This is a genomic window from Bacillus sp. ISL-47 (assembly GCF_018613175.1).
In the GTDB taxonomy this organism is placed as follows: domain Bacteria; phylum Bacillota; class Bacilli; order Bacillales; family Cytobacillaceae; genus Cytobacillus.
Window position 1 is genome coordinate 66347 of the sequence record NZ_JAGGQS010000026.1, and the last position, 26874, is coordinate 93220.

The window sequence follows — 26874 nt, forward strand, 5'->3', positions numbered from 1 at the left end:
AAGGTGATAATAGGGAGCACCCTTTATCACCTTTTTTTAAAGAATGGGAAAAGTTTTGTTTTCCATACAGCTATATATGGTAAAGATATAATTACATAACTCATTTTAAGGAGGATCTTATAATGGCAATTACTGCTCAAATGGTTAAAGAACTTCGTGAAAAAACAGGCGCAGGCATGATGGACTGCAAAAAGGCTCTTCAGGAAACTGAAGGCGATATGGAAAAAGCAATCGACTTCCTTCGTGAAAAAGGAATCGCTAAAGCTGCTAAAAAAGGTGACCGCATTGCTGCTGAAGGTCTTACTACAGTTAAAGTGGACGGAAATGAAGCAGTTATCCTTGAAGTAAACTCTGAAACAGACTTCGTTGCTAAGAACGAAGGGTTCCAAACTCTTGTAAAAGAATTAGCTGAGCATTTGCTTGCAAATAAGCCATCTTCTGTTGAAGAAGCAGCTGGCCAAACAATGGCTAACGGTTCTACTTTAGAGTCTCACATCAATACTGCAATCGCTAAAATTGGTGAAAAGCTTTCTCTTCGCCGTTTTGAAATCAAAACAAAAACTGACAACGATGCTTTCGGTGCTTACCTGCACATGGGCGGACGCATTGGTGTGTTAACTGTTCTTGAAGGTACAACTGATGAAGAAGCAGCGAAAGATGTTTCAATGCACATTGCTGCCCTAAACCCTAAATATGTTTCCCGTGATGAAGTATCACAGGAAGAAGTTGAGCGCGAGCGCCAAGTATTAACTCAGCAGGCTCTTAACGAAGGCAAGCCAGAAAATATCGTGGCTAAGATGGTTGAAGGCCGCTTAGGCAAATATTTCGAAGATGTTTGCGTAAACGACCAGGCTTTTGTTAAAAACCCTGATCAAAAAGTTGGAAAATTTGTTGAATCAAAAGGCGGAAAAATCCGTGAGTTCATTCGCTATGAGGTTGGAGAAGGCATCGAAAAGCGTGAAGACAACTTCGCTGAAGAAGTAATGAACCAGGTTAAAAAATAATAGTAATTAAAACAGCGATAACTGCTATGATTCAGGGAACACTTTGTGTTCCCTGTTTTTCAAGAAAAGATTAAAATTGATCTAGTCTTGTGCCTTTCAAAGGCGCTTTAGGTTTCTAATTCTACATATGGAGGTTCTTATGAGCAGCCCTAAATACAAACGCGTGGTCTTAAAATTAAGTGGTGAAGCTTTAGCAGGAGAGCAAGGTTTCGGAATAAATCCTTCTGTAATTAAATCGATTGCTGTTCAGGTCAAGGATCTGGCTGACTTAGGTGTTGAGGTAGCTGTAGTTGTTGGCGGCGGAAACATCTGGCGCGGCAAAATCGGAGAAGAAATGGGGATGGACAGAGCGAATGCCGACTATATGGGCATGCTTGCTACTGTCATGAACTCACTTGCATTACAGGATAGCCTGGAAAATCTCGGCGTAGAAACAAGGGTTCAAACGTCTATTGAAATGAGACAGGTTGCTGAACCATATATCCGCAGAAGAGCGATCCGCCATCTTGAGAAAAAGCGGGTTGTGATCTTTGCTGCGGGAACCGGTAACCCTTACTTCTCGACTGATACAACAGCTGCGTTAAGAGCTGCAGAAATTGAAGCAGAAGTAATTTTGATGGCTAAAAACAATGTGGATGGAGTGTACTCAGCAGACCCTCGCATTGACAAAAATGCCAAGAAATATGACGAGCTTTCCTACCTTGATGTATTGAAGGAAGGTTTGGCTGTCATGGATTCAACAGCATCCTCTTTATGCATGGATAACAATATTCCGTTAATTGTATTTTCAATCATGGAAGCAGGCAATATTAACCGCGCCGTATTGGGTGAAACAATTGGAACAATCGTTAGGGGGAAAAAATAATGCCAAAACAAGTTATTGCAGATACAAAAGAAAGAATGACAAAAGCAATTGCATCTTATACACGTGAGCTTGCAAGTATTCGTGCCGGTAAGGCAAATGCTTCTTTGCTTGATCGAATCACGGTAGATTACTATGGTGCTCCAACACCTGTTAACCAGCTTGCAGGAGTATCTACTCCTGAAGCACGTCTTTTAGTTATTACGCCATATGATAAAACAATTCTTGGCGAAATTGAGAAGGCAATCCTAAAGTCTGATATTGGCTTGAATCCTTCCAATGACGGCAGTGTAATCAGGCTGGCTATTCCTCAGCTGACTGAAGAGCGCCGCAAAGAGCTTGTAAAGGTTGTGAAAAAGGAATCTGAAGAGGCAAAAGTGGCGATCCGCAACGTACGCCGCGATGCCAATGATGATCTTAAAAAGCTTGAAAAAAGTGGGGAAATCACAGAAGATGATCTTCGCGGATTCTCTGAGGATATTCAAAAGCTTACTGATGAACACATCAGCAAGATCGATGCTCTCACAAAGGATAAAGAAAAAGAAATCCTTGAAGTTTAATTAGCCATATATGACGAACCCTCTATCAATAGGGGGTTTTTTTACACTTTGGGAAATGCTTTTAAATAGAGTTTGTAAATAAAATGAATGATAAATAAGGTTGGTTCGCTGAGCATCCTGGAGCGGAAATCAACTACTTCTCACTACTTGTTTAAAAAGCAACAAAGTTTGCGAAAACAGCCTTAGGAAATAACTATACTTATTGAAGCGCGGCTCTTTATGCTGCAGAATAGGAACCTCCCATAAGAGGTTTACCGGCAAATTCTTAATTTTGTTTTGAATACATACTCTTTTATAGAGATATATTTTTTTATTTTTGGTATGATATTAGCATGCGGAAAGAGGGAATATCATAATTTTACCAGTTGAAAATAATCTCTAAAAGATACAATTATTATAAATTAAGCAGGACAGATGTCCGGCTTAGGCGCATTGCGCTTTTCTGATTTATCTTTTATCGGAGGATTAACCTATTTTAAAGGAGCAGTCATATGTTTGATAAAATGAAGTTATGGAAGTCCCAAAACAGTTCTTCCGATCTCCGAGAGAGAGTAGAAAAAATGAAGGAGCTGAAAATTCCTGAACATGTAGCCATTATCATGGACGGGAATGGCAGATGGGCCAAAAAAAGAGCCCTTCCAAGAATTGCGGGGCATCATGAAGGCATGAAGGTTGTACGGAAAATTACAAAGTTTGCCAATGAAATCGGTGTAAAGACCTTAACGTTATATGCCTTCTCAACGGAAAATTGGAAGAGGCCCAAAATGGAAGTTGACTTTCTTATGAAATTGCCTGAGGAATTTTTGGGGACTTTCCTTCCGGAGCTGGTCGAGGAAAATGTGCAGGTGAGAATGATTGGCTATATGGATCACTTGCCTGCCCATACCCGCAATGCAGTCACTAAAGCGATGGAAGAGACAAAAAACAATACTGGGCTGGTATTAAATTTTGCGCTTAATTATGGCAGTAGAGCGGAAATACTTGAAGCTGTCAAGCATGTCTTAAAAGATACCAAAAGTGGTATAATGGATGAAAATGACTTAAATGAAGAGAAGTTTTCATCGTATCTTATGACAAGCGGGCTTAAAGATCCCGATTTGTTAATTCGAACAAGCGGTGAAATCAGGCTTAGTAACTTTATGCTCTGGCAGCTCGCATACACTGAATTTTGGTTTACAGATGTTTTGTGGCCGGATTTTGATGAAGAGCAAATGCTGGAAGCAATTGAGGTATTCCAAAACCGCCAGCGGCGTTTTGGGGGAGTACAATAAAGGTGTTGAAAATTTAATGAAGCAACGAGTAATCACAGCGATCATTTTTGGGGCGGTTTTGATCCCGGTTATTATTTATGGCGGCATGCCGATGATCATACTGGCATATTTGCTGGCGTCAATTGCGCTGTATGAATTATTAAGTATGAGGAAATTAAGTTTGTTCTCTATTCCGGGAATTATTTCTTTATTATTATTATGGGTTTTTCTTTTGCCAAGAGAATTCCAGCCGATCCTCGATGATTTAAATTATACTAAAATTGAGGTAGCCCTTTTTGGGGTGCTGCTATTTTTAACTTATACTGTTGCAACGAAAAATAAGTTTACGTTTGATGATGTAGCATTTTCGATCATGTCTACTTTGTATGTAGGGATAGGATTTTATTATTTTATGGAAACCCGCTTTGCAGACGAAGGCTTGACTTATATCTTTTTTGCTCTTTTCCTTATTTGGGCAACAGATTCAGGTGCCTATTTTATCGGCAAGGCTATGGGCAAGCGCAAGCTATGGCCTGAAATTAGCCCCAATAAAACAGTGGAAGGTTCGCTGGGAGGCGTCATTTGTGCGCTTGCAGTTGCCGTATTGTTTATTATTTTCTCAAATATAGAAGAGTCCCTGCTCGGGCTTTTAATTATTACTGCAATCCTATCTGTATTTGGGCAGATAGGCGACCTGGTTGAATCTGCATTAAAGCGGCATTATGATGTAAAAGACTCTGGAAATATCCTGCCTGGACACGGCGGCATCCTGGACCGCTTTGACAGCTTATTGTTTGTATTGCCATTACTCCATTTTTTTCACTTGCTGTAATAAATAAAGGCTGTTTTCTAAATGGTTGTTGTTTTAAATACATTATGTGAAAAGCTGACAAATAAGGTTGGTTGATTGGAGCGTAAGGTGGAAGACTCCAGCGGGAGGAGTGGGACAGGTGAGACCCCACAGGCGCTGAGCGCCGAGGATGCTCACCGCCCGCCCCGCGGTTCGCTGAGCATCCTGGAGCGGAAATCAACCTAGCCTCACTACTTGTTTAAAAAGCAACAAAGTTTGCGAAAACAGCTAAATTAAAATGAAAGCATCTTTCAGCAATTGAAAGATGGAGATAAGATTTGCTTGTTTTCACAGGAGGAGACTATGAAATATATTAGTTTAATGGGTGCAACAGGTTCAATTGGAATACAAACCCTTGATATAATAAGGGAGCACCCTGAAGATTTTAAGCTTGCGGCGATGTCTGCCGGCAGAAATATAGATTTGGCCAGGAAGATTATCCAGGCTTTTAAGCCGGAGCTTGTTTCAGTTTCAGAAAAAAAATTCGCAGATACTCTTAAAGCTGAGTTCCCTGGCATAACATTTACATATGGACATAATGGTTTGATAGAGGTGGCAGTTTACCCGAAATCAGATATTCTGGTTAATGCAGTATTGGGAAGTGTGGGACTTGATCCGACTTTGCAGGCAATTGAGGAAAAGAAAACAATTGCGATTGCAAACAAAGAAACACTTGTAACAGCCGGTCACCTTGTCATGGAAGCAGCAAAACGGAATGGTGTTCAGCTTCTTCCAGTAGACAGCGAACACTCTGCTATATTCCAATCCTTGCAGGGAGAGAAGGAGAAGAATATTGAAAGGCTCATTTTGACAGCTTCTGGCGGAAGTTTCAGAGACCGTACCCGCAAGGAACTAGAAAATGTTACGGTTGAAGAAGCGCTTAATCATCCAAATTGGTCAATGGGAGCGAAAATTACCATTGATTCTGCCACAATGATGAATAAAGGGCTTGAAGTAATTGAGGCCCATTGGCTCTTTTCCATGGATTACAGCAAAATAGATGTTTTGCTCCACAAGGAAAGCATTATTCATTCTATGGTAGAGTTCCATGACAGCAGCGTTATTGCACAGCTGGGTACCCCGGATATGAGAGTCCCCATACAATATGCACTAACCTATCCTGATAGGCTGCCTCTTCCTTCAGCTAATAGGCTGAACCTTGCTGAAATTGGAAAACTCCATTTTGCAGAAATGGATTTCGGGCGTTTCCGCTGTCTGCAGTTTGCTTATGAAGCTGGCAAAGCCGGCGGTACCATGCCATCCGTACTTAATGCAGCAAATGAAGCTGCTGTTGCTGCCTTCTTAGATGGAAAGATAACATTCTTGCAAATAGAAGACTTCATCGAAAGAGCATTGAGCAACCATGAGAATATCTCCAATCCAAGTCTTGCCCAGATTCAGGAGACAGATTTGGAAACGAGAAAATATGTAAACTCGCTTCTATAAGCTTGAGTTCAAACGCTGAAGCTGCTTCAGGTAAATTTTGAAGCGGAATGAGCGGCTGAAATGGCTGCCATGGATCGTTTTCAGCGAGATTTGAACAACCTCTAAACAAAGGTGGTTAAAACTTGAGTACAGTAATAGCCTTTATCGTTATATTTGGGGCGTTGGTCTTTTTCCATGAACTAGGACATTTAATTTTTGCTAAAAGAGCAGGAATCCTTTGCCGGGAATTTGCTATAGGCTTTGGACCGAAAGTGTTTTCGTTTAAGAAAGATGAAACAGTATATACCATACGCCTTCTTCCAATCGGAGGATTTGTTCGCATGGCCGGAGAAGACCCCGAAATGGTAGAAATCAAGCCCGGATACCGCATAGGTTTAATCCTGGATGTTAACGAAGAAGTAAGTAAGATTATCTTGAATAATAAAGATAAGTATCCAGAAGCAAGAATCATTGAGGTTGAACAAGCTGATATTGAGCATGACCTTGTGATTAAAGGGTATATGGAGGGCGAAGAGGAAGAAATACTCAAAGTGTTTAAGATCAAACCTTCCGCCGTCTTAATTGAAGATGGGGCAGAGACACTGATTGCTCCATATGACCGCCAATTTGCTTCAAAGACATTGGGGCAAAGAACGATGGCGATATTCGCCGGCCCTATGATGAACTTTGTGCTTGCATTTTTCGTATTTGTGTTAATTGCATTATTGCAAGGAATACCAACAAATGAGCCTGCACTTGGCAAACTGACTCCTGATGGGGCAGCCTATGAGGCTGGCCTGAAGGAAGGGGATATTGTCCACAGCGTTGATGGAGCTGAAATTTCAAGCTGGTCTGATGTTGTTGAAATTATCCGTCAAAATCCGAATGAAGAGCTTGAATTCTCGGTCGGCAGAAATGGCGAAGAGCTAACCATTCCGGTTACACCAAAGGTTCAGGATGTTGAAGGAGAAAAAATTGGGATTATCGGTGTTTACAGCCCTATGGAAAAATCCCCGTTAAAGGCCATTACCTACGGAGCAAAAGAAACGTATTTCTGGACAAAAGAAATCTTTATCATGCTTGGAAAACTGGTAACAGGACAGTTCTCAATTGATGCTTTATCAGGTCCTGTAGGCATCTATGTTTCTACAGATACAGTAGCTAAATCAGGTATCTATTACCTGATGAAATGGGCGGGTATTCTGAGCATCAACCTTGGGATTATGAACTTGCTTCCAATCCCTGCGCTTGACGGCGGAAGATTGATGTTCTTTGCTGTTGAAGCTGTAAGAGGTAAACCGATTGACCGTCATAAAGAGGGAATGGTTCACTTTATTGGCTTTGCCCTTTTGATGCTGTTAATGCTTGTGGTCACTTGGAATGATATCCAAAGATTTTTCCTGTAAATTTCACTAAAGTTGCATGAAAAAGAAGGGTAAAGTCTTCGGCCAACCGGGAAGCATCCAATGCCGTTTTACGGTTGGGCAGGGATTGCCCTTCTTTTATTCAAAATAGATTACGTTTGATGCCAGCTGAGCTGGTTTACATATTTGATAATAAAAATAGAGGTGCTATTAAATGAAACAGAGCATGACGCTTATTCCTACTCTTAAAGAAGTACCAGCAGATGCAGAAATACGCAGCCATCAATTATTGCTTAGAGCGGGCTTTATCCGCCAAAATGCAAGCGGAATATACAGCTATATGCCATTGGCTAAGAAAGTCCTGCAAAAGGTTGAAGCGATTATCAGGGAAGAAATGGATAATGCGGGAGCTTCTGAGCTTCTAATGCCAGCTCTTCAGCAGGCTGAATTATGGCAGGAATCGGGGCGCTGGTACACATACGGACCTGAACTTATGAGGATGAGGGACCGCCATGAGCGTGAATTCGCACTGGGTGCTACTCACGAAGAAGTGATAACTAGCCTTGTTCGTGATGCGGTAAAGTCATATAAGAAATTGCCATTGGCGCTTTACCAGATTCAGACCAAATTCCGTGATGAAAAACGCCCTCGATTCGGACTTCTTCGCGGCCGTGAATTTATCATGAAGGATGCATACTCCTTCCATTCTTCAGCGGAAAGCCTTGATGAAATGTATGACAAGCTATTTACAGCTTACTCCAATGTATTTAGACGCTGCGGATTGAATTTCAGAGCGGTTATTGCCGACTCAGGTGCAATGGGCGGTAAAGACACACATGAATTTATGGTCCTATCAGATGTAGGGGAAGACACGATTGCGTATTCTGATACATCGGATTATGCTGCCAATATTGAAATGGCACCAGTCATTGCTGAATATAAGAAGAGTGATGAGAGAGCTAAAGAACTTGAGAAGGTCGCAACAGAAAACCAGAAAACGATTGACGAGGTATCGTCTTTTTTAAACGTTTCAAAAGAGCAATGCATTAAGTCACTTCTTTTTAAAGTGGATGAAAAATATGTTCTTGTTCTTGTGCGCGGAGACCATGAAGTAAATGACATCAAGCTTAAAAATCTGCTTGATGCTTCCGCGGTAGATCTTGCAGGTGCTGAAGAAACAAAGCAAGTGCTAGGATGTGCGGTAGGGTCATTAGGGCCAATCGGTGTAAAAGATATTGATGTCGTTGCCGATCAAGCAGTAGAAGCAATTGTCAATGGAGTTTGCGGCGCCAATGAAGAGGGTGCCCATAACATAAATGTTAATCCAGAACGTGACTTCAAAGTCAGCCAGTATGCAGACCTTCGGTTCATACAAGAGGGGGATCCTTCTCCAGATGGACAAGGAACAATCCAATTTGCCAAGGGTATTGAAGTTGGCCATATTTTTAAGCTGGGTACACGATACAGTGAAGCGATGGAAGCGGCTTACTTAGATGAAAACGGCAGAAGCCAGCCGATGATTATGGGATGCTATGGTATAGGCGTATCGCGGACAATGGCTGCGGTTGCTGAACAATTCAATGATGAAAATGGATTCGTTTGGCCGAATGCGCTTGCACCATATGATCTTCACCTGATTCCTATTAATATGAAGGATGAAGCTCAGGCTGCCCTAGCAGGGGAATTATATTCTACGCTAAAGCAAAATCGCTATGAGGTTTTGATGGATGATCGCCAGGAACGTCCAGGGGTCAAATTTGCAGATTCTGATCTTATCGGTTTGCCAATCCGTATTACTGTTGGCAAAAAGGCTTCAGAAGGCATTGTTGAAGTAAAGGTGAGGAAAACAGGCGACATGCAGGAAATCCATAAAGATCAGCTTGCAGAAAAAATTGCTGAAATAATGTCAGCATTATAAACTGGACTGCTTATGTAATCAGGGCTTAAGCCAGCTGCCCTTTATACAATAGCATTCAATTGCTAATCCTGATAAACGGGTTCCAAAACGGAATCCGTTTTTTCAATCACTAGAAAATAAATGAAGTTTTTTAGCAGAGTCTATATGTTATAATTATGTTCGTCTGTCATTTTTGCTATGGTAATAGCGTATGTGACATTAAAACTTAACTGATATAACAATTAAAAATAGAGAACTAGATTATTAAATGGATGGGAGAGAGAAAGATGAGCGAACCGTCTAGATTCCAGCTCTTGCTCCAGCAGATGCAGCTTACCGAAGATGCCTTTGTCCAACACTTTCATGATGCCCAGATTGAAAGGGTCGTAGTGGAAAGGCAGTCGCGGAAATGGCATTTTTATTTTGTCTTTCCTTGCATTTTGCCTTGCAGTGTCTATAGCCGTTTTACAGATCAGCTGGAAAAGTCATTTTCCCATATTGCAGAAATCTCTTATAGCATTTCTGTGAAAAATCAGGATTTTACTGAAAAGCTTGTCCTTGAATACTGGCACAGCTGCATTCAGGAGATGGATGGCATGGCACCACCGCTAATCAAGCTCTTGAATGAACAAGTTCCTTCTGTACAGGGCAATAAGATTATCATCAAGGTGCGAAATGAGTTGGAAGGACTTTCAATTAAAAAGAAATATGCTGGCACTATTTCAGATGTACTTCAGCTATTTGGGTTTCCGGCATTGGTTATTGATACAGAGGTTTCAGCAGATGGCTCTAATGAAGAATATGAAAAGTTCATGGAGGCAAAACGGAAAGAGGACCAGGAGCGGGGACTACAGGCAGCAATTGAAATGCAAAAGAAAGAAGCTGAAGCAGAATCAGCTGATCATTCAGCTCCTAAGGGCCCTCTAACGATCGGTCTTACGATTAAAGATGATGCGGATTACCGCAAATTGATCGATATAGTAGACGAAGAGCGGCGCGTAGCGATTGAAGGATACATTTTTGCCGCCGAAACAAGAGAGCTCCGGAGCGGCAGAACACTATTAACTTTTAAAGTTACTGACTACACCAGTTCTATTCTCGTAAAGATGTTCTCACGTGACAAAGAGGATGCAGCCCTTTTCCAGCATGTTCAAAAAGGCATGTGGGTTAAGGTGCGCGGCAGCATACAGAATGATACCTTTGTCCGTGACCTGGTCATGATTGGCAATGATATCAATGAAATTAAGCCAATTCAAAGGCAGGATACTGCTCCTGCAGATGAAAAAAGGGTGGAACTGCACCTTCATACCCCAATGAGCCAGATGGATGCCGTGTCATCCGTGAGCGCATTGGTTTCTCAAGCAAAAAAATGGGGGCATAAAGCAGTAGCCATTACAGACCACGCAGTAGCCCAATCATTCCCTGAAGCATACGGTGCAGGGAAAAAGAATGACATCAAAATTCTATATGGAATCGAAGCGAACCTTGTTGATGATGGTGTGCCGATTGCTTATAATGACGCACATCGCAAACTAACTGAAGATACCTATGTGGTTTTTGACGTTGAAACAACAGGTTTATCAGCCGTTTACGATACCATTATCGAGCTTGCGGCTGTAAAGATACATGATGGTGAAATCATTGACCGGTTTGAGTCTTTTGCAAATCCTCATCATCCGCTGTCCGCCACAACCATTAATTTGACAGGAATAACAGATGATCTGGTTGAAAATGCACCGGAAGTTGAAGAGGTTCTGCAAAAATTCCATGAGTGGGCAGGGGATGCAGTTTTGGTAGCCCATAACGCCTCATTCGATATGGGATTCCTGAATGTCGGCTATAAAAAGATTGGCATAGGGAAGGCGCCTAATCCTGTTATTGATACGCTGGAGCTTGCCCGTTTTTTATATCCGGACATGAAAAATCATCGTCTGAATACACTGGCGAAAAAGTTTGACGTTGAACTTACCCAGCACCACCGCGCTATCTACGATGCCGAAGCTACAGGTTATCTGCTTCTAAAAATGCTGAAGCATGCAGATGAAAAAGGGATCAAATTCCATGATCAATTTAATGATAATATGGGCCAGGGAAATGCTTATCAGCGGGCAAGACCATACCATTGCACTTTGCTTGCTCAAACAGAAACAGGCCTGAAAAATCTTTTCAAGCTTGTATCGATTGCTCATATGGAGTACTTTTACAGAGTTCCCCGTATACCAAGATCTGTACTGCAAAAGCATCGTGAAGGAATTCTGGTTGGATCCGCCTGTGACAAAGGTGAAGTTTTTGAAGGCATGATGCAGAAATCGCCAGATGAAGTGGAAGATACGGCACAATTCTATGATTATCTTGAAGTCCATCCGAAAGAAGTATATGCCCATCTTCTGGAGCTTGAACTGGTAAGAGATGAAAAAGCGCTGGAGGAGATCATCGGCAATATTGTGAAGCTTGGGGACAAGCTGGGACTTCCGGTAGTGGCTACAGGAAATGTACATTATCTTAACCCTAATGATAAAATCTACCGAAAGATTCTCGTTAATTCCCAGGGAGGAGCTAATCCGCTGAACCGCCATAAGTTGCCTGATGTTCACTTCAGGTCAACAAATGAAATGCTCGACGCCTTCTCTTTCCTCGGAAAAGAAAAAGCGAAGGAAATAGTAGTAGAAAATACCAATAAAATTGCCGATATGATTGATGAGATAAAACCGATCAAGGATGATCTGTATACACCTAAAATCGAAGGCGCAGATGAAGAAATGCGCAGCATGAGTTATGGAATGGCCAGAAAAATTTATGGAGATCAGCTTCCGGAAATTGTGGAAGCCCGCCTGGAAAAAGAGCTGAAGAGTATTATCGGCCATGGCTTTGCCGTTATTTATCTGATTTCACACAAGCTTGTAAAAAAATCACTGGATGATGGATATCTCGTTGGTTCTCGTGGATCTGTCGGATCATCGTTTGTCGCAACCATGACGGAAATTACTGAAGTGAACCCCCTGCCTCCGCATTACGTCTGCCCGGAATGCAAAACATCCGAGTTTTTCAACGACGGTTCAGTAGGATCAGGCTTTGACTTGCCTGATAAGGATTGTCCGAATTGCGGTGCAACATATAAAAAAGATGGACATGATATCCCATTTGAAACCTTCCTTGGGTTTAAAGGGGACAAAGTTCCTGATATTGACTTGAACTTCTCGGGCGAGTATCAGCCGAGAGCCCATAACTATACAAAAGTGCTGTTCGGGGAAGATTATGTCTATCGTGCAGGAACAATAGGAACTGTTGCAGATAAGACAGCTTACGGATATGTAAAAGCTTATCAGCAGGATAACAACCTGCAAATAAGGGGAGCGGAAATTGATAGGCTGGCTTCAGGCTGTACCGGAGTAAAACGGACTACGGGACAGCATCCAGGCGGTATTATCGTTGTTCCAGATTACATGGATATCTACGATTTCTCGCCAATCCAGTTCCCTGCAGATGATCGGACATCCGAATGGAAAACAACTCACTTTGACTTCCACTCCATTCACGATAATCTTCTGAAACTGGATATACTTGGACACGATGATCCGACGGTCATCAGGATGCTGCAGGATCTTAGCGGCATTGATCCAAAAACAATTCCTACTGACGATCCTGAAGTGATGAAGATTTTTAGCGGGCCAGAATCCCTCGGGGTTACGGAAGAGCAAATTATGTGCAAAACGGGAACCTTAGGAATACCAGAGTTTGGTACACGGTTTGTCCGCCAAATGCTTGAAGATACAAAACCGAACACTTTCTCAGAACTTGTTCAGATTTCTGGCCTGTCTCATGGTACTGATGTATGGCTTGGCAATGCCCAGGAATTGATTCATAACAACATCTGTAATCTGAGTGAAGTTATCGGCTGTCGTGATGATATAATGGTTTATTTAATCTATCAGGGACTCGAGCCTGCATTTGCTTTTAAAATAATGGAATCAGTTCGTAAGGGTAAAGGCCTGAGCGATGAAATGGAAGCAGAAATGAGAAAGAATGAAGTGCCGGAATGGTATATTGATTCCTGTAAAAAGATAAAATACATGTTCCCTAAAGCCCATGCCGCAGCCTATGTATTGATGGCGGTAAGGATCGCATATTTTAAGGTCCACCATCCCCTTATGTACTACGCTGCATACTTCACTGTCCGCGCAGAAGATTTTGATGTAGATGCCATGGTTAAGGGTTCACAGGCAATCCGGGCTCTCATTGATGAAATCAATGCAAAGGGGCTTGATGCCTCAACAAAAGAAAAGAACCTTTTAACAGTAATGGAACTGGCCCTGGAAATGAATGAAAGAGGATTTAACTTCCAGAAGGTAGACTTATACAGGTCAAGCGCCAATGAGTTTATTATCGATGGAAACTCCTTAATCCCGCCTTTTAACTCAATTCCAGGCCTGGGAACGAATGCGGCCTTCAATATTGTTAAAGCAAGAGAGGAAGGAGAGTTCCTTTCCAAAGAAGATTTGCAGCAGCGCGGTAAAGTATCTAAGACCATTATTGAGTATTTAGATAATCACGGTTGCCTGGAATCACTTCCTGATCAAAACCAGCTGTCTCTTTTCTAGTTTAAAGAACAGCAGAAAATGGGATTGGCATGGTCTAAACCCTTGTGCTGACAGCTATTCCATTTGCATAAAAAATTTGGTTATGGTATAGTTTTATTGGAAATACTAAGAATAACTCTCGCAAAAGGAAGAGTGGGGCAACCCACTCTTTCGTGTTGTGTACGGTTTTTTCCTGAATATCTAATTAAAATTTTGAAAAAACAAGAGCTAAGAATCCAAGTTAAAGGAGGGAAATGAATGAGCAAAGTGACTGAAACGGTAGAAGAATTAGTCACCCCTATAGTGGATGAGCTTCATTTAGAATTAGTCGACATTGAATATGTAAAAGAAGGGAAAGACTGGTTCCTTCGCGTATTTATTGATAAAGAAACTGGTGTTGATATTGAGGAATGTGGAGTAGTAAGCGAAAGGCTAAGTGAAAAGCTGGATGCTGCAGATCCGATTCCTTACAACTATTTCTTGGAAGTTTCATCGCCGGGAGCTGAACGCCCTCTAAAGAAAGAACAGGATTTTGTGAAAGCAATCGGCAAAAATGTTTTCATTAAAACATACGAACCGATTGATGGAGAAAAGACGTTCGAAGGTGTTTTAACACAATTTGACGGTGAGACCGTAACCGTTGAAGTTAAAATTAAAACCCGAAAGAAAAGTGTGGAAATTCCTTATGAGAAGGTAGCCAATGCCCGTTTAGCCGTTGTCTTTTAAGACGGCCTATTGCGGGCTTGCTTATTAATAAGCGGTGTTAAAGAGCTTTGATGATTTTGGCACCAGGTTGATTGGAGCGGAAATCACAGCCAAGCTTAACAGAGCCGTTAATTAAGCTGATTAGCTATACGGCACCTTGGGACTTCGCTTTTTCCGACCATTTTTAAAAGAGAAATAAAGGGGGATATAAATCTCATGAGCAGTGAACTTTTGGATGCTCTGACATTGCTTGAGAAAGAAAAAGGCATTTCTCGCGATGTGATTATCGAAGCAATTGAAGCGGCATTGGTGTCAGCCTACCGCAGAAACTTTAACCAGGCGCAAAATGTGCGTATCGATTTAAACCTTGGAAATGGAACAATGAGAGTATTTGCCCGCAAAGAAGTAGTAGACGAAGTGTTTGATCCACGTCTTGAAATCTCTGTGGAAGACGCTCAAAAAATCAATCCTAACTACCAGGTGGAAGATGTTGTAGAAATGGAGGTAACACCTAAGGATTTTGGGCGCATTGCTGCCCAGACTGCCAAGCAGGTCGTTACACAGCGTGTCCGTGAAGCGGAAAGAGGCATCATTTATTCTGAATTTATTGACCGTGAAGAAGATATCATGACGGGAATTGTCCAGCGTACAGATCCTAAGTTCATCTATGTGAGTCTTGGCAAGATTGAAGCGATCCTTCCTGCTAATGAACAAATGCCAAATGAGCACTACAAGCCCCATGACCGCATTAAAGTCTTTATCACAAAAGTAGAAAAAACAACAAAGGGACCGCAAATCTTTGTAAGCAGAACACATCCTGGATTGCTAAAAAGATTATTTGAAATTGAAGTTCCTGAAATCTATGATGGAACGGTAGAAATCAAGTCTGTTGCCCGTGAAGCTGGTGACCGTTCCAAGATCTCTGTTCATTCTGACAATGAAGAAGTGGATCCGGTAGGTTCTTGTGTAGGGCCTAAAGGAACGCGTGTCCAGGCGGTAGTAAACGAGCTAAAGGGCGAAAAAATTGATATTGTTAAATGGTCCTCAGATCCTGTCGTATTTGTTGCCAATGCGTTAAGCCCTTCAAAAGTGCTTGATGTTATTGTGAATGAAGATGACAAAGCGACAACTGTTGTCGTACCTGATTACCAGCTTTCATTGGCGATCGGCAAGCGGGGCCAAAATGCAAGGCTGGCAGCTAAACTTACAGGCTGGAAGATTGACATCAAATCAGAAACAGAGGCTCGCGAATCGGGGATTTATCCGCGTGAAGAAACATTGTTGAATTTTGACAATGATGACTATGAAAACGAAGAGTATGATCGTAATGCAGACTTCGCTTTTCAGGAAGACCTTTTAGAGGATAAAGAATAGGGAAAGAGGTGAATGATCGTGAACAGCCGTAAAAAAGTTCCTTTGCGAAAATGTGTCGCTACCGGTGAAATGAGACCGAAAAAAGAACTCGTTCGCATCGTTCGCTCCAAAGAAGGAGAAGTTTCTGTAGACCCTACCGGGAAAAAATCAGGGCGCGGCGCTTATCTTTCAAAAGAAAAGGAAGCAGTGTTACTAGCCAAAAAGAAGAATATCTTAGCCAATCAATTAGAAGTTTCCATAGATGAATCTATTTATGAAGAACTCTTGGAGTTAATAGAGAAGGAGAAACGGCAATCCAAATGAACTCAACTAAATGGATGTCATTGCTTGGCTTAGCCAATCGGGCACGGAAAATTTCTTCGGGAGAAGAGCTTGCTGTTAAAGATATCAAAAACGGCAAAGCAAAGCTTGTTTTGCTGTCTGCAGATGCATCCGCAAATACGGCAAAAAAGGTTACAGATAAATGTAAATCATACGGGGTTCCATATAAGCTGATTGAAAACCGGGATATGCTCGGCCAAGCTATAGGGAAAGAAGCCCGCGTTGTTGTGGCAGTATTAGATGCCGGATTTGCAAAAAAGCTGTTAACGTTGCTCGATTAATACTAGCGGGGGTGTAAGTATGAGTAAAATGCGCGTTTATGAATATGCAAAAAAACATAACATTTCAAGCAAGGATGTTATTACTAAATTAAAAGACATGAATATTGAGGTTTCAAACCATATGACAACAATTGAGCCGGCTGCTGTACAAAAGCTTGACGGCATCTTCAGCAAAAAAGATGGCCAGCAGCCTCAAAACCAGCAAAAACAGCAAGGGAGTCCAAAACCGGCTTCAAATAAGACTGATGATAAAAATACATCGGGCCAAAAAGGAAAGCCTCAAACTAAATCAGGTGAAGGAAAAAGCCAGGGACAGGGCAGCCAGTCCAATAAAAACTTCTCCGGCAACAACCGAGGCAATAACAACAATAATAGAAACAATAATAACAACAGAAATAATAACAGAAACAACAATAAGAACAAAAATAACAAAGGCAAACAACAGCAGACTCAGGCAGCCCCTGCTCCTAAGAAAGTGAAGGAGCTTCCTTCAAAAATTACTTTCAGCGAATCACTGACTGTAGCGGAACTGGCAAAGAAGCTGCACCGCGAACCTTCGGAAATTATTAAAAAGCTATTCATGCTTGGCGTTATGGCAACCATTAACCAGGAACTTGACAAAGATGCTATCGAATTGATTGCTGGTGAATATGGGGTTGAAGTAGAAGAAGAAGTATTAGTTGATACAACTGATCTTGAAGTATACTTCACAGAAGATGAGGATGCGGAGTTAATTGAACGTCCATCTGTTGTTACAATTATGGGCCACGTTGACCATGGTAAAACAACTTTGCTTGACTCCATTCGCAATACAAAGGTAACTGCGGGTGAAGCCGGAGGTATCACCCAGCATATTGGTGCTTACCAGGTTGAAGAAAATGGCAAAAAGATTACATTCCTAGATACACCAGGACATGCTGCATTTACAACAATGCGTGCCCGCGGTGCAAAAATCACTGATATTACGATTCTTGTTGTTGCTGCGGATGACGGTGTAATGCCTCAGACAGTTGAAGCGATCAACCATGCCAAAGCAGCTGAAGTGCCAATTATCGTCGCAGTAAACAAAATGGATAAAGAAGGAGCAAATCCAGACCGCGTTATGCAGGAATTGACTGAGCACGGACTTGTACCTGAAGCATGGGGCGGAGACACTATCTTTGTTCCGATTTCAGCTATTAAGGGCGAGGGAATTGATGAGCTTCTTGAAATGATCTTGCTTGTAGGTGAAGTAGAGGAGTACAAAGCTAACCCAGACCGCAATGCAGTTGGAACTGTTATCGAAGCACAGCTTGACAAAGGCCGCGGTTCAGTAGCTACACTCCTTGTACAGAACGGTACATTGAAGGTTGGGGACCCGATTGTTGTCGGAAACACATTTGGCCGTGTTCGTGCAATGGTGAATGATCTTGGCCGCCGGGTTAAAACTGCCGGACCTTCTACACCTGTAGAAATCACAGGGCTAAATGATGTACCGCAGGCAGGTGACCGATTTGTTGTCCTTGATGATGAAAAGACAGCCCGCCAGGTTGGTGAAGCTCGTGCGTCACAAGCATTACAGGCACAGCGCAACGAAAAAACCCGCGTAAGTCTTGATAACTTGTTTGAACACATGAAACAAGGGGAAATGAAAGACTTAAACATCGTCGTAAAAGCCGATGTTCAAGGTTCTGCTGAAGCTTTAACAGCTGCCCTAAATAAAATCGATGTTGAAGGTGTAAATGTACGTATCCTTCACACTGGTGTGGGTGCCATTAATGAGTCCGATATCACATTGGCTGCAGCCTTCAATGCCATTGTAATTGGATTTAACGTCCGTCCTGACAATAATGCGAAACGTGCAGCAGAAGCAGAAGACGTCGATATCCGCTTGCACCGCATTATTTACAAAGTTATTGAGGAGATTGAACTGGCGATGCAGGGTATGCTTGACCCTGAGTTCGAAGAGAAAATCATTGGGCAAGCTGAAGTCCGCCAGACTTTCAAAGTTTCCAAAATCGGTACAATTGCCGGTTCGTATGTCACAGATGGAAAGATTACGCGTGACAGCGGTGTCCGTCTAATTCGCGATGGTGTAGTTATTTTCGAAGGGGAAGTAGATGCACTTAAGCGATTCAAAGATGACGCTAAAGAAGTTGCACAGGGATATGAGTGCGGTATTACCATTAAAAACTACAATGACTTAAAAGAAGGCGACGTTATCGAAGCATATATTATGCAGGAAGTGGAACGTTAATGGTAATTGGCCTTGCAGCCTGTGAATGTATGATTTATGACACACATTCATTAAAAGAAAAACGAGCTGTTTTGCAGCGGATACTTACCCGCTTAAAACAAAGATACAATGTCTCTGTATCCGAGGTGGATTACCAGGATCTATGGCAAAGAACGAAAATTGCCATTGTGGCTGTTTCGTCCAACCAGGTTTCTACGGAACATGAGCTGCAAAATGCGCTGAAAATGATTGATTCGTTCCCTGAAATTGAACGGACCATTACTGATTTAGAGTGGCTTTAAGAAGAGGTGAAATAGAAATGAGCCTTAGAGCAAATCGAGTTGGAGAACAAATGAAGAAAGAACTGGGCGAAATTATCGGCCGGAAAATAAAGGATCCGCGGGTTGGATTTGTAACGGTAACTGATGTTCAAGTTACCGGTGACCTCCAGCAGGCAACAGTATTTATCTCTGTTTTGGGTGATGAGGAGCAGAGAGAAAATACACTTCGCGGACTGGCTAAAGCAAAAGGCTTTATCCGATCAGAAATCGGCCAGAGAATTCGGCTTCGAAAAACACCGGAAATCCTATTTGAATTTGATGAATCCATTGACTACGGTAACCGTATTGAGTCATTGCTTCATCAGATACAGGATGAAGGCCGTTCCAAAGACGAAGATTCCGCCAAAGACGAAGAATAATCTTTAATGGATAGACATTAGTCTATCCATTTTTTTCTAAAATGAGGTGATACATAATGGAAGGGATTTTACCGCTGTATAAACCAAAAGGAATGACATCCCATGATTGTGTCTTCAGGCTGCGCAAGATTTTAAGGATGAAAAAAATCGGTCATACCGGAACACTCGATCCGGATGTAACTGGCGTTCTTCCCATTTGTCTTGGCAGGGCAACGAAGGTGGCAGAGTACATAACAGATGCAGGGAAGTCTTATGAAGGTGAAGTAACGATTGGCTTTTCCACTACAACGGAAGATGCATCAGGTGAAGTGGTGGAGCAGAAAGATGTAAATGCACCAATTACCCGAGAACAAATACTGGCTGTATTGAGAAACCTAACTGGGGAAATTACACAGACGCCGCCAATGTTTTCAGCTGTTAAAATAAATGGCAAAAGGCTATATGAATATGCAAGACAGGGAATTGAAGTAGAAAGGCCCTCAAGGCAAGTCCATATTTATTCGATTGAGCTTTTGGATGACAGAGCTAATTTTACAGGTAAGAACATCACCTTCCGGTTCCGTGTGGCCTGCAGCAAAGGGACATATATCCGGACACTCGCTGTCATGATCGGAAGGGAACTTGGTTACCCGGCACATATGTCAGAGCTTGTGAGAATAAAGTCTGCAGCTCTTACACTGGAAGATTGCCTAACTTTTGAAGAGATTGAAGATCGGGTGGAAAAAGGAAATTTTACCGAGGTTCTCCGGCCTATGGAAGCCGCGCTTTCTCATTTGCCGAAATTTCAAATAAGTGGTAAAGTAGCAGAGAAAGTGAAAAATGGGGCAGTATTAACTATCCCGGATCATTTGCTTGACACCAAAGGCCCAATAGCCATTGAAACGCTTGACGGCTTTGTATTAGCTATATATGAACATCACCCTAGGAAACCGGGTTTGATGAAGCCTGTAAAAGTGTTAAGAAATGATATTTAAAGTCCTTGTGTAAAAAGAGGGTCTTTTTGGGCGTTCTTAAAGGTCTAGGCTCTGTAGAGAAAAGGTGAAATTAAAGCATGGAAGTAATTCATATTCAGCATCCCCATAATATAGAAAAGAATAACATGCCTGAGATGGCAATAGCACTTGGATATTTTGATGGAGTGCACCGCGGTCACCAAAAAGTCATTCTCCAAGCTAAAGCAATTGCTGGACAAAAAGGTTTAAAAAGTGCGGCTATGACATTTGATCCCCATCCTTCAGTGGTATTGGGAAAAAGTGTTCAGCATGTAGAATATATTACGCCTCTCCAGGATAAAATCAGCATAATGGCAAATTTGGGCATCGACTATTTATTTGTCGTCCGTTTTACAAGAGAATTTGCCAATCTTTTGCCGCAGGAATTCGTGGATCACTATTTGATCGCCCTTAATGCAAAACATGTGGTTGCAGGCTTTGATTATTCATATGGCCGCATGGGCCGCGGTACAATGGAAACACTTTTGTTTCATTCAAGAGGCCAATTCGAATATTCTGTTATAGAAAAGCTTTCCAATGGAGATGAAAAAATAAGCTCCACTCTTATACGAAAATACATCCGGGAAGGGAAAACAGATGAACTTCCGGAGCTTTTAGGGAGGCATTATGCGACTTCCGGAGTGGTCGTCCATGGCGATAAAAGAGGGCGGACAATCGGTTTTCCAACCGCGAATATCGACCTTTTAGATGAATATATCCTACCGCCGGTCGGTGTATACTCCGTAAGGCTATTAACGGACGGCAAATGGCATGAAGGTGTATGCAATGTTGGCTATAAACCCACCTTCAATAAAGAAAAAGAGGACAAGCCATCTGTTGAAGTCCATATATTTGATTTCTCGGAAGATATTTATGGCCGAAAAGTTACAGTTGAATGGCATAAGCATCTGAGAAGCGAGCAAAAATTTTCGGGTGTTCAGGAATTGATCGGCCAAATCGGAAAAGATAAACAGCAGGCAATGCAATATTTTGAGAAAAACAGGGTTTAGCCTTGCTTTTTGTCACAAAAAGTTGTATTCTTAGTAACGTACCAAATGAACCTTTGCTTGGCAAGTCGAGTCACCGACGCTTGCTCAGTAACAGGGGATTGAAAAATTAGGAGGTGAACCGGATGGCAATCACTAAAGAACGTAAAAATGAGCTAATCAATGAGTTCAAAACTCATGAAAGCGACACTGGATCTCCAGAAGTTCAAATCGCTGTCCTTACTGAAGAAATCAACAATTTGAACGACCATTTACGTACTCATAAGAAAGACCACCATTCACGTCGCGGTCTTTTGAAAATGGTTGGTAAGCGTCGTAACCTATTGACTTACCTTCGTAACAAAGATGTTGCGCGTTACCGTGAGTTAATCAATAAGCTTGGCTTACGTCGATAATCAACAGAAGCGGGATTTTTTCCCGCTTTTTTATTAGCTTAAAAAGTTGAATTTTGTTCCAAATCATGTGCTTTTTACTAGTACTACCCAGCTTCACAAGCAAGGCTTTGACATATTTTCTTCACAAGGCTAATAGCGTTTGCTTTTAGGAGTAGGCGCCATCGGCTCAAGGGACATACCGCCGATAGGCGGGGGTCATACGCTTTTCTTTTTGTACATACATAATCTATTCTTATTTTAGCGGACGGGAAAACTGTGCATACTATAATATGCATATTTTATTTATGATTTAAGAGCATCTAATGCTTTTCTATATAAAAAACTAAATCTGCTGCAGGTACAGTTCAGATTATAGTTGGCTATTTAGCATAGGCGGGTAACATTAGCAGAAGGACTTCAAGTGCTTTTGCAGGATTACCGGAAGCCAATGCAGGATAAATAATGATTGAATAGGCCAGGCAGATGAGACGCCGGTCTTCAAGTGAATTGCAGAGAGGGGTAAAAATATGGGACAAGATAAACATGTCTACAGCCTGGACTGGGCTGGGCGCAAATTGACCGTTGAAATTGGCCAGCTGGCTAAGCAGGCTAACGGTGCTGCTTTAGTGCGCTATGGAGATACTGTAGTTCTTAGTACGGCTACAGCATCAAAAGAACCGAAAAACCTGGATTTCTTTCCACTGACAGTGAATTATGAGGAACGTTTATATGCGGTAGGTAAAATCCCAGGCGGTTTTATTAAGAGAGAGGGCCGTCCAAGCGAGAAAGCGATTTTGGCTAGCCGCTTAATTGACAGGCCGATCAGACCATTATTTGCTGACGGATTCAGAAATGACGTACAAGTAGTCAGCATGGTCATGAGTGTAGACCAAAACTGTTCATCCGAAATGGCTGCAATGTTTGGGTCGTCATTGGCGCTTTGCGTTTCTGATATACCCTTCGGAGGACCGATTGCCGGAGTAAGTGTCGGCCGTATTGATGGCGAATTCATCATCAATCCATCTGTGGACCAGGCAGAAAAGAGCGACATCAGTCTTGTTGTTGCCGGAACAAAGGATGCGATCAACATGGTTGAAGCTGGTGCGGAAGAAGTGCCGGAAGAAATTATGCTTGAAGCCATCATGTTTGGCCATGAAGAAATTAAACGTCTGATCGCATTCCAGGAAGAGATTGCAGCTGAGATTGGCAAAGAGAAAATGGAAGTAGTTTTATATCAGGTTGATCAGGACCTTGAGGCTGAAGTGCGCGGCATCTGTGAAAAGGATATGATTGCTGCCATCCAAGTGCAGGAAAAACATGCGCGTGAAGCAGCCATAAAAGCTGTAAAAGAAGAAATTACAGCTAAATATGAAGCTGAAGAAGCGGATGACGACAAGCTTAAGCAAATCAAGCAAATTCTTGATAAAATTGTAAAAGCAGAAGTGCGCCGTTTAATTACTGAAGATAAAGTACGCCCTGATGGCCGAGGCCTGGATGTAATCCGCCCGCTATCTTCTGAAGTTGACTTGCTTCCTCGTACTCATGGCTCGGGATTATTCACGCGCGGACAAACACAGGCCCTGAGCATTTGTACATTGGGTGCACTTGGAGACGTTCAGATTCTGGATGGTTTGGGAATTGAAGAAGAAAAGAGATTTATGCACCACTATAATTTCCCTAACTTCAGTGTGGGTGAGACAGGTCCAATTAGAGGACCGGGCCGCCGTGAAATTGGACATGGCGCTCTGGGTGAGCGTGCATTAGAACCGATTATTCCATCTGAGAAAGACTTCCCATATACGATCCGACTTGTTTCGGAAGTATTGGAATCAAACGGTTCAACATCCCAGGCAAGTATTTGTGCAAGTACTTTGGCGATGATGGATGCAGGTGTTCCAATTAAAGCCCCAGTAGCGGGTATTGCAATGGGACTTATTAAATCAGGAGAGCATTACTCCATTTTAACTGATATCCAGGGTATGGAAGACCACCTTGGCGACATGGACTTCAAAGTTGCAGGTACTTCCAAGGGTGTAACTGCCCTTCAAATGGATATTAAAATTGAAGGCCTGTCCCGTGAAATCCTTGAGGAAGCACTGCAACAGGCGAAAAAAGGCCGAATGCAGATTCTTGACTCCATGCTGAGCACGATTGAACAGCCGAGAAAAGAGCTTTCCGAATATGCTCCTAAGATCTTAATGATGTCAATTAATCCTGATAAGATCCGTGATGTTATTGGACCAAGCGGCAAGCAAATCAATAAGATCATCGAAGAAACAGGCGTTAAAATCGATATCGAGCAGGATGGAACTGTGTTCATTTCTTCAGTAGACGAAGCGATGAACCAAAAAGCGAAAAAAATCATCGAAGATCTCGTACGTGAAGTTGAAGTTGGACAAATGTACCTTGGCAAGGTAAAACGAATAGAAAAATTTGGTGCATTTGTTGAAATCTTCGCTGGAAAAGACGGATTAGTCCACATTTCCGAACTAGCTGAAGAGCGCGTTGGAAAAGTGGAAGACGTGTTATCCATTGGTGACGAACTTCTTGTAAAAGTAACTGAAATTGATAAGCAGGGCCGCGTAAACCTTTCCCGCAAAGCGGTATTGCGTGAACAGCGTGAGCAAAAGGAAAAAGCTCAGCAGTAATAGAGAAAAGCGGAAGAAGCTGCTTCCAGCTGAAATTCCAATAAAGCCAGGGGAAACCCTGGCTTTTTACATATTTAAATTCTTTAGGATTGATCTAATACATATCTTTGCGAAACCCATTCGTTCTACCTTGTCCCTTCAAATCATAATATGAAATGAAGGAGGCATGCAGAATGAGAAAGTTTATCCATATTGGTATTATGTTTGTTATCGCATTCGTGTTTGTCAATAACCCGCTTACAGATCAATACGTTGCAGGATTGAAAGAGAATTCGGGGGCAGTGACGGTGTCAAAGCCTCAGGACTCTCTTTATGATGATATAGAGGCTAAAGCAGCCGAATACAGCATACCTGCCCAGGATGCAAAAATAGATCCCGTCTGGAAAGCCATACCAGGCTACAACGGAATAGAGGTAGATGTTAAGGCATCCTATAAAAAGATGAAGGCAGGGAAAAAGTTTAACGAAGAAAAGCTTGTTTTTAAACAGGTAGAACCTAAAGTAAAGTTAAGCGATCTCCCCCCGGCACCTGTATATAAAGGCCATCCTGATAAACCAATGGTGAGTTTTATTATTAATGTTGCATGGGGAAACGAATACTTATCTGGAATGCTTGCCACATTGAAAAGACATAATGTATCTGCGAGTTTTTTTCTCGAAGGAAGATGGGTAAAGAATAATCCGGAGCTTGCCAGACTGATCATGGATGCCGGCCATGAAGTTGGCAATCACTCATATACTCATCCAGATATGAAAGTGATATCTTCTGCAAAAGCAAGGGAAGAAATCCAGAAGACGAACGATGTGATTGAAGCGACCATGGCTGAAAATACGCGTAAGCAGATTACATGGTTTGCCCCGCCAAGCGGGAGCTATAGAGACGAAATTGTCAAAATTGCGGCACAAGAGAACCTCGGGACGGTTATGTGGACAGTTGATACAGTAGATTGGAAAAAGCCATCGCCAGAGCAGCTAATTAATCGGGTTTTAAGCAAGGTTCATAATGGCGCATTAATTTTAATGCATCCGACTGATTCGACTGAAAAATCGCTGGATCAATTAATCATGGGTCTAAAGCAGAAGAATCTCCAAATTGGGACGGTTTCTGAACTATTAAGTGAAAATAGAATCCAAAATCGGGAAAATAATAATCAGGGTTTTGGAAAAAATAACAATAATGATATAAACTAATGGAAGCGTATGTCTAGGGTTTCAGAACAGGAGGAATTTATTTGATAAAGAAATATACTTGCCAAAACGGAGTAAGAGTCGTACTAGAAAATATTCCAACCGTGCGTTCCGTGGCGATAGGAGTTTGGATCGGAACAGGCTCACGAAACGAAGATAATGAAAATAACGGTATTTCCCATTTCCTTGAGCATATGTTCTTCAAGGGAACGAAAACAAGATCTGCCCGGGAAATTGCTGAGAGTTTTGATAGCATTGGGGGCCAGGTTAACGCCTTTACATCAAAAGAGTATACCTGCTATTATGCAAAGGTTCTGGATACACATTCGGATTTTGCCCTTGAAGTACTCTCGGATATGTTCTTTAACTCCACTTTTGTTGATGAAGAACTGAATAAAGAAAAAAATGTCGTCTACGAAGAAATCAAAATGTATGAGGACACACCGGATGATATCGTCCATGATCTTTTAAGCAAAGCGATCTACGAAAATCATTCCCTTGGTTATCCAATCCTTGGATCTGAAGGAACACTTGCAACGTTTAACGGCGATACATTGAAACAATACATGCATGAAACATACACACCTGAAAATGTCGTTATCTCCATTGCCGGAAATATTACTGAATCCTTTATTAAGGAAGTAGAAAAATATTTCGGTTCCTACGAAGGCGGCAGCAGGGAAAGAGCAGAACAGAAACCTGATTTCCATTCAAACCATATTGCCCGCAAAAAGGATACCGAGCAAGCACATCTTTGCCTTGGATTTGAAGGATTACAGGTTGGTCATAAGGATATTTACAACCTTATTGTCTTAAATAATATTCTGGGCGGAAGCATGAGCAGCCGTCTGTTCCAGGATGTCAGGGAGCAACGAGGATTAGCTTACTCAGTCTTTTCCTATCATTCTGCATTCCAGGATAGCGGTATTGTGACACTTTATGGCGGAACGGGCGCAAAGCAGCTGGACGTCCTGTTTGACACCATTCAGGAAACGCTGGCTACGCTTAAAAAGGAAGGCATTACTGACAAGGAGCTGAACAACAGCAAAGAACAGCTTAAAGGAAGCTTAATGCTGAGCCTTGAAAGCACAAATAGCAGAATGAGCAGAAACGGCAAAAATGAGCTTCTGCTTGGGCGCCACCGCTCTATGGATGAAATTGTTGAGGAAATTGATGCCGTATCCATGCAGGGTGTGAACAATATGGCGAATACCATATTTACGGATAAATACTCTGTGGCTTTAATCAGCCCGGATGGAGAGCTTCCTAAAAACCTTTAAA

22 protein-coding genes are annotated in these 26874 nt (G+C 42.1%); all 22 read left to right on the forward strand.

All coding sequences use genetic code 11. From position 1 onward, the window contains the following. Positions 1-122 precede the first annotated feature (122 nt). Entirely contained in the window at positions 123-1004 is an 882-nt protein-coding gene (gene tsf, locus J7I93_RS10370; protein WP_214725791.1) for a translation elongation factor Ts, read from the forward strand. Between the two features lie 139 nt (positions 1005-1143). Continuing rightward, positions 1144-1869 (forward strand): UMP kinase, encoded by a 726-nt coding sequence (pyrH, locus tag J7I93_RS10375; RefSeq protein WP_214725792.1) that lies wholly within the window; start codon positions 1144-1146, stop codon positions 1867-1869. Beyond that, positions 1869-2426, forward strand: coding sequence for a ribosome recycling factor (gene frr, locus J7I93_RS10380; RefSeq protein WP_214725793.1), 558 nt, complete (start codon positions 1869-1871; stop codon positions 2424-2426). Before pyrH ends, frr begins: the two co-directional genes overlap by 1 nt. 491 nt (positions 2427-2917) lie before the next feature. Beyond that, the gene (locus J7I93_RS10385; RefSeq protein ID WP_214725794.1) at positions 2918-3697 is read left to right on the forward strand and encodes an undecaprenyl pyrophosphate synthase; all 780 of its coding nucleotides are present in this window, start codon (positions 2918-2920) and stop codon (positions 3695-3697) included. Between the two features lie 16 nt (positions 3698-3713). Beyond that, on the forward strand, positions 3714-4508 hold the full coding sequence (locus tag J7I93_RS10390) for a phosphatidate cytidylyltransferase (protein ID WP_214725795.1): 795 nt from the start codon (positions 3714-3716) through the stop codon (positions 4506-4508). A 321-nt stretch (positions 4509-4829) separates the two neighbouring features. Beyond that, a complete protein-coding gene (locus J7I93_RS10395; RefSeq protein WP_214725796.1) occupies positions 4830-5972 on the forward strand; it encodes a 1-deoxy-D-xylulose-5-phosphate reductoisomerase in 1143 nt (380 codons plus the stop codon). 122 nt (positions 5973-6094) lie between these two features. After that, positions 6095-7357 carry an RIP metalloprotease RseP gene (rseP, locus tag J7I93_RS10400; protein ID WP_214725797.1) on the forward strand — a complete coding sequence of 421 codons (1263 nt, stop codon included), beginning with the start codon at positions 6095-6097 and terminating at the stop codon, positions 7355-7357. Positions 7358-7529: 172 nt separating this feature from the next. Beyond that, positions 7530-9233 carry a proline--tRNA ligase gene (locus tag J7I93_RS10405; RefSeq protein WP_214725798.1) on the forward strand — a complete coding sequence of 568 codons (1704 nt, stop codon included), beginning with the start codon at positions 7530-7532 and terminating at the stop codon, positions 9231-9233. 266 nt (positions 9234-9499) lie between these two features. Further along, positions 9500-13810 carry a PolC-type DNA polymerase III gene (locus tag J7I93_RS10410; RefSeq protein WP_214725799.1) on the forward strand — a complete coding sequence of 1437 codons (4311 nt, stop codon included), beginning with the start codon at positions 9500-9502 and terminating at the stop codon, positions 13808-13810. A 237-nt stretch (positions 13811-14047) separates the two neighbouring features. Then, entirely contained in the window at positions 14048-14515 is a 468-nt protein-coding gene (gene rimP / locus J7I93_RS10415; RefSeq protein ID WP_214725800.1) for a ribosome maturation factor RimP, read from the forward strand. 195 nt (positions 14516-14710) lie between these two features. Next, on the forward strand, positions 14711-15868 hold the full coding sequence (gene nusA, locus J7I93_RS10420) for a transcription termination factor NusA (protein WP_214725801.1): 1158 nt from the start codon (positions 14711-14713) through the stop codon (positions 15866-15868). A gap of 18 nt (positions 15869-15886) precedes the next feature. After that, the gene (rnpM, locus tag J7I93_RS10425) at positions 15887-16171 is read left to right on the forward strand and encodes an RNase P modulator RnpM (protein WP_110065653.1); all 285 of its coding nucleotides are present in this window, start codon (positions 15887-15889) and stop codon (positions 16169-16171) included. Next, positions 16168-16470, forward strand: coding sequence for a YlxQ family RNA-binding protein (locus tag J7I93_RS10430; RefSeq protein ID WP_214725802.1), 303 nt, complete (start codon positions 16168-16170; stop codon positions 16468-16470). The genes rnpM and J7I93_RS10430 overlap by 4 nt, the downstream gene beginning before the upstream one ends. Before the next feature lie 19 nt (positions 16471-16489). After that, a complete protein-coding gene (gene infB / locus J7I93_RS10435; protein WP_214725803.1) occupies positions 16490-18706 on the forward strand; it encodes a translation initiation factor IF-2 in 2217 nt (738 codons plus the stop codon). After that, positions 18706-18987, forward strand: a complete 282-nt coding sequence (locus tag J7I93_RS10440; RefSeq protein WP_214725804.1) for a DUF503 domain-containing protein — start codon at positions 18706-18708, stop codon at positions 18985-18987. The genes infB and J7I93_RS10440 overlap by 1 nt, the downstream gene beginning before the upstream one ends. A gap of 17 nt (positions 18988-19004) precedes the next feature. Beyond that, entirely contained in the window at positions 19005-19385 is a 381-nt protein-coding gene (gene rbfA / locus J7I93_RS10445; protein ID WP_110065649.1) for a 30S ribosome-binding factor RbfA, read from the forward strand. Positions 19386-19441: 56 nt separating this feature from the next. Then, positions 19442-20359 (forward strand): tRNA pseudouridine(55) synthase TruB, encoded by a 918-nt coding sequence (truB, locus tag J7I93_RS10450; RefSeq protein WP_214725805.1) that lies wholly within the window; start codon positions 19442-19444, stop codon positions 20357-20359. Between the two features lie 77 nt (positions 20360-20436). Then, positions 20437-21387, forward strand: coding sequence for a bifunctional riboflavin kinase/FAD synthetase (gene ribF / locus J7I93_RS10455; protein ID WP_214725806.1), 951 nt, complete (start codon positions 20437-20439; stop codon positions 21385-21387). Positions 21388-21509: 122 nt separating this feature from the next. Beyond that, positions 21510-21779: a 30S ribosomal protein S15 gene (rpsO, locus tag J7I93_RS10460; protein WP_009330698.1), complete on the forward strand. Its 270-nt coding sequence runs from the start codon at positions 21510-21512 to the stop codon at positions 21777-21779. A 506-nt stretch (positions 21780-22285) separates the two neighbouring features. Next, complete coding sequence (pnp, locus tag J7I93_RS10465; protein WP_214725807.1) at positions 22286-24406, forward strand: polyribonucleotide nucleotidyltransferase; 2121 nt, start codon at positions 22286-22288, stop codon at positions 24404-24406. 173 nt (positions 24407-24579) lie between these two features. Beyond that, positions 24580-25596 (forward strand): polysaccharide deacetylase family protein, encoded by a 1017-nt coding sequence (locus J7I93_RS10470; RefSeq protein ID WP_214725808.1) that lies wholly within the window; start codon positions 24580-24582, stop codon positions 25594-25596. A 41-nt stretch (positions 25597-25637) separates the two neighbouring features. Continuing rightward, entirely contained in the window at positions 25638-26873 is a 1236-nt protein-coding gene (locus tag J7I93_RS10475; RefSeq protein WP_214725809.1) for a M16 family metallopeptidase, read from the forward strand. Position 26874 lies beyond the last annotated feature (1 nt).

Excerpts from the sequence above, each read along its gene's own strand:
- tsf (WP_214725791.1), top strand. The coding sequence starts at position 123 with ATGGCAATTACTGCTCAAATGGTTAAAGAACTTCGTGAAAAAACAGGC.
- pyrH (WP_214725792.1), top strand. The coding sequence starts at position 1,144 with ATGAGCAGCCCTAAATACAAACGCGTGGTCTTAAAATTAAGTGGTGAA.
- frr (WP_214725793.1), top strand. The coding sequence starts at position 1,869 with ATGCCAAAACAAGTTATTGCAGATACAAAAGAAAGAATGACAAAAGCA.
- J7I93_RS10385 (WP_214725794.1), top strand. The coding sequence starts at position 2,918 with ATGTTTGATAAAATGAAGTTATGGAAGTCCCAAAACAGTTCTTCCGAT.
- J7I93_RS10390 (WP_214725795.1), top strand. The coding sequence starts at position 3,714 with ATGAAGCAACGAGTAATCACAGCGATCATTTTTGGGGCGGTTTTGATC.
- J7I93_RS10395 (WP_214725796.1), top strand. The coding sequence starts at position 4,830 with ATGAAATATATTAGTTTAATGGGTGCAACAGGTTCAATTGGAATACAA.
- J7I93_RS10405 (WP_214725798.1), top strand. The coding sequence starts at position 7,530 with ATGAAACAGAGCATGACGCTTATTCCTACTCTTAAAGAAGTACCAGCA.
- J7I93_RS10410 (WP_214725799.1), top strand. The coding sequence starts at position 9,500 with ATGAGCGAACCGTCTAGATTCCAGCTCTTGCTCCAGCAGATGCAGCTT.
- rimP (WP_214725800.1), top strand. The coding sequence starts at position 14,048 with ATGAGCAAAGTGACTGAAACGGTAGAAGAATTAGTCACCCCTATAGTG.
- nusA (WP_214725801.1), top strand. The coding sequence starts at position 14,711 with ATGAGCAGTGAACTTTTGGATGCTCTGACATTGCTTGAGAAAGAAAAA.
- J7I93_RS10430 (WP_214725802.1), top strand. The coding sequence starts at position 16,168 with ATGAACTCAACTAAATGGATGTCATTGCTTGGCTTAGCCAATCGGGCA.
- infB (WP_214725803.1), top strand. The coding sequence starts at position 16,490 with ATGAGTAAAATGCGCGTTTATGAATATGCAAAAAAACATAACATTTCA.
- J7I93_RS10440 (WP_214725804.1), top strand. The coding sequence starts at position 18,706 with ATGGTAATTGGCCTTGCAGCCTGTGAATGTATGATTTATGACACACAT.
- rbfA (WP_110065649.1), top strand. The coding sequence starts at position 19,005 with ATGAGCCTTAGAGCAAATCGAGTTGGAGAACAAATGAAGAAAGAACTG.
- truB (WP_214725805.1), top strand. The coding sequence starts at position 19,442 with ATGGAAGGGATTTTACCGCTGTATAAACCAAAAGGAATGACATCCCAT.
- ribF (WP_214725806.1), top strand. The coding sequence starts at position 20,437 with ATGGAAGTAATTCATATTCAGCATCCCCATAATATAGAAAAGAATAAC.
- rpsO (WP_009330698.1), top strand. The coding sequence starts at position 21,510 with ATGGCAATCACTAAAGAACGTAAAAATGAGCTAATCAATGAGTTCAAA.
- pnp (WP_214725807.1), top strand. The coding sequence starts at position 22,286 with ATGGGACAAGATAAACATGTCTACAGCCTGGACTGGGCTGGGCGCAAA.
- J7I93_RS10470 (WP_214725808.1), top strand. The coding sequence starts at position 24,580 with ATGAGAAAGTTTATCCATATTGGTATTATGTTTGTTATCGCATTCGTG.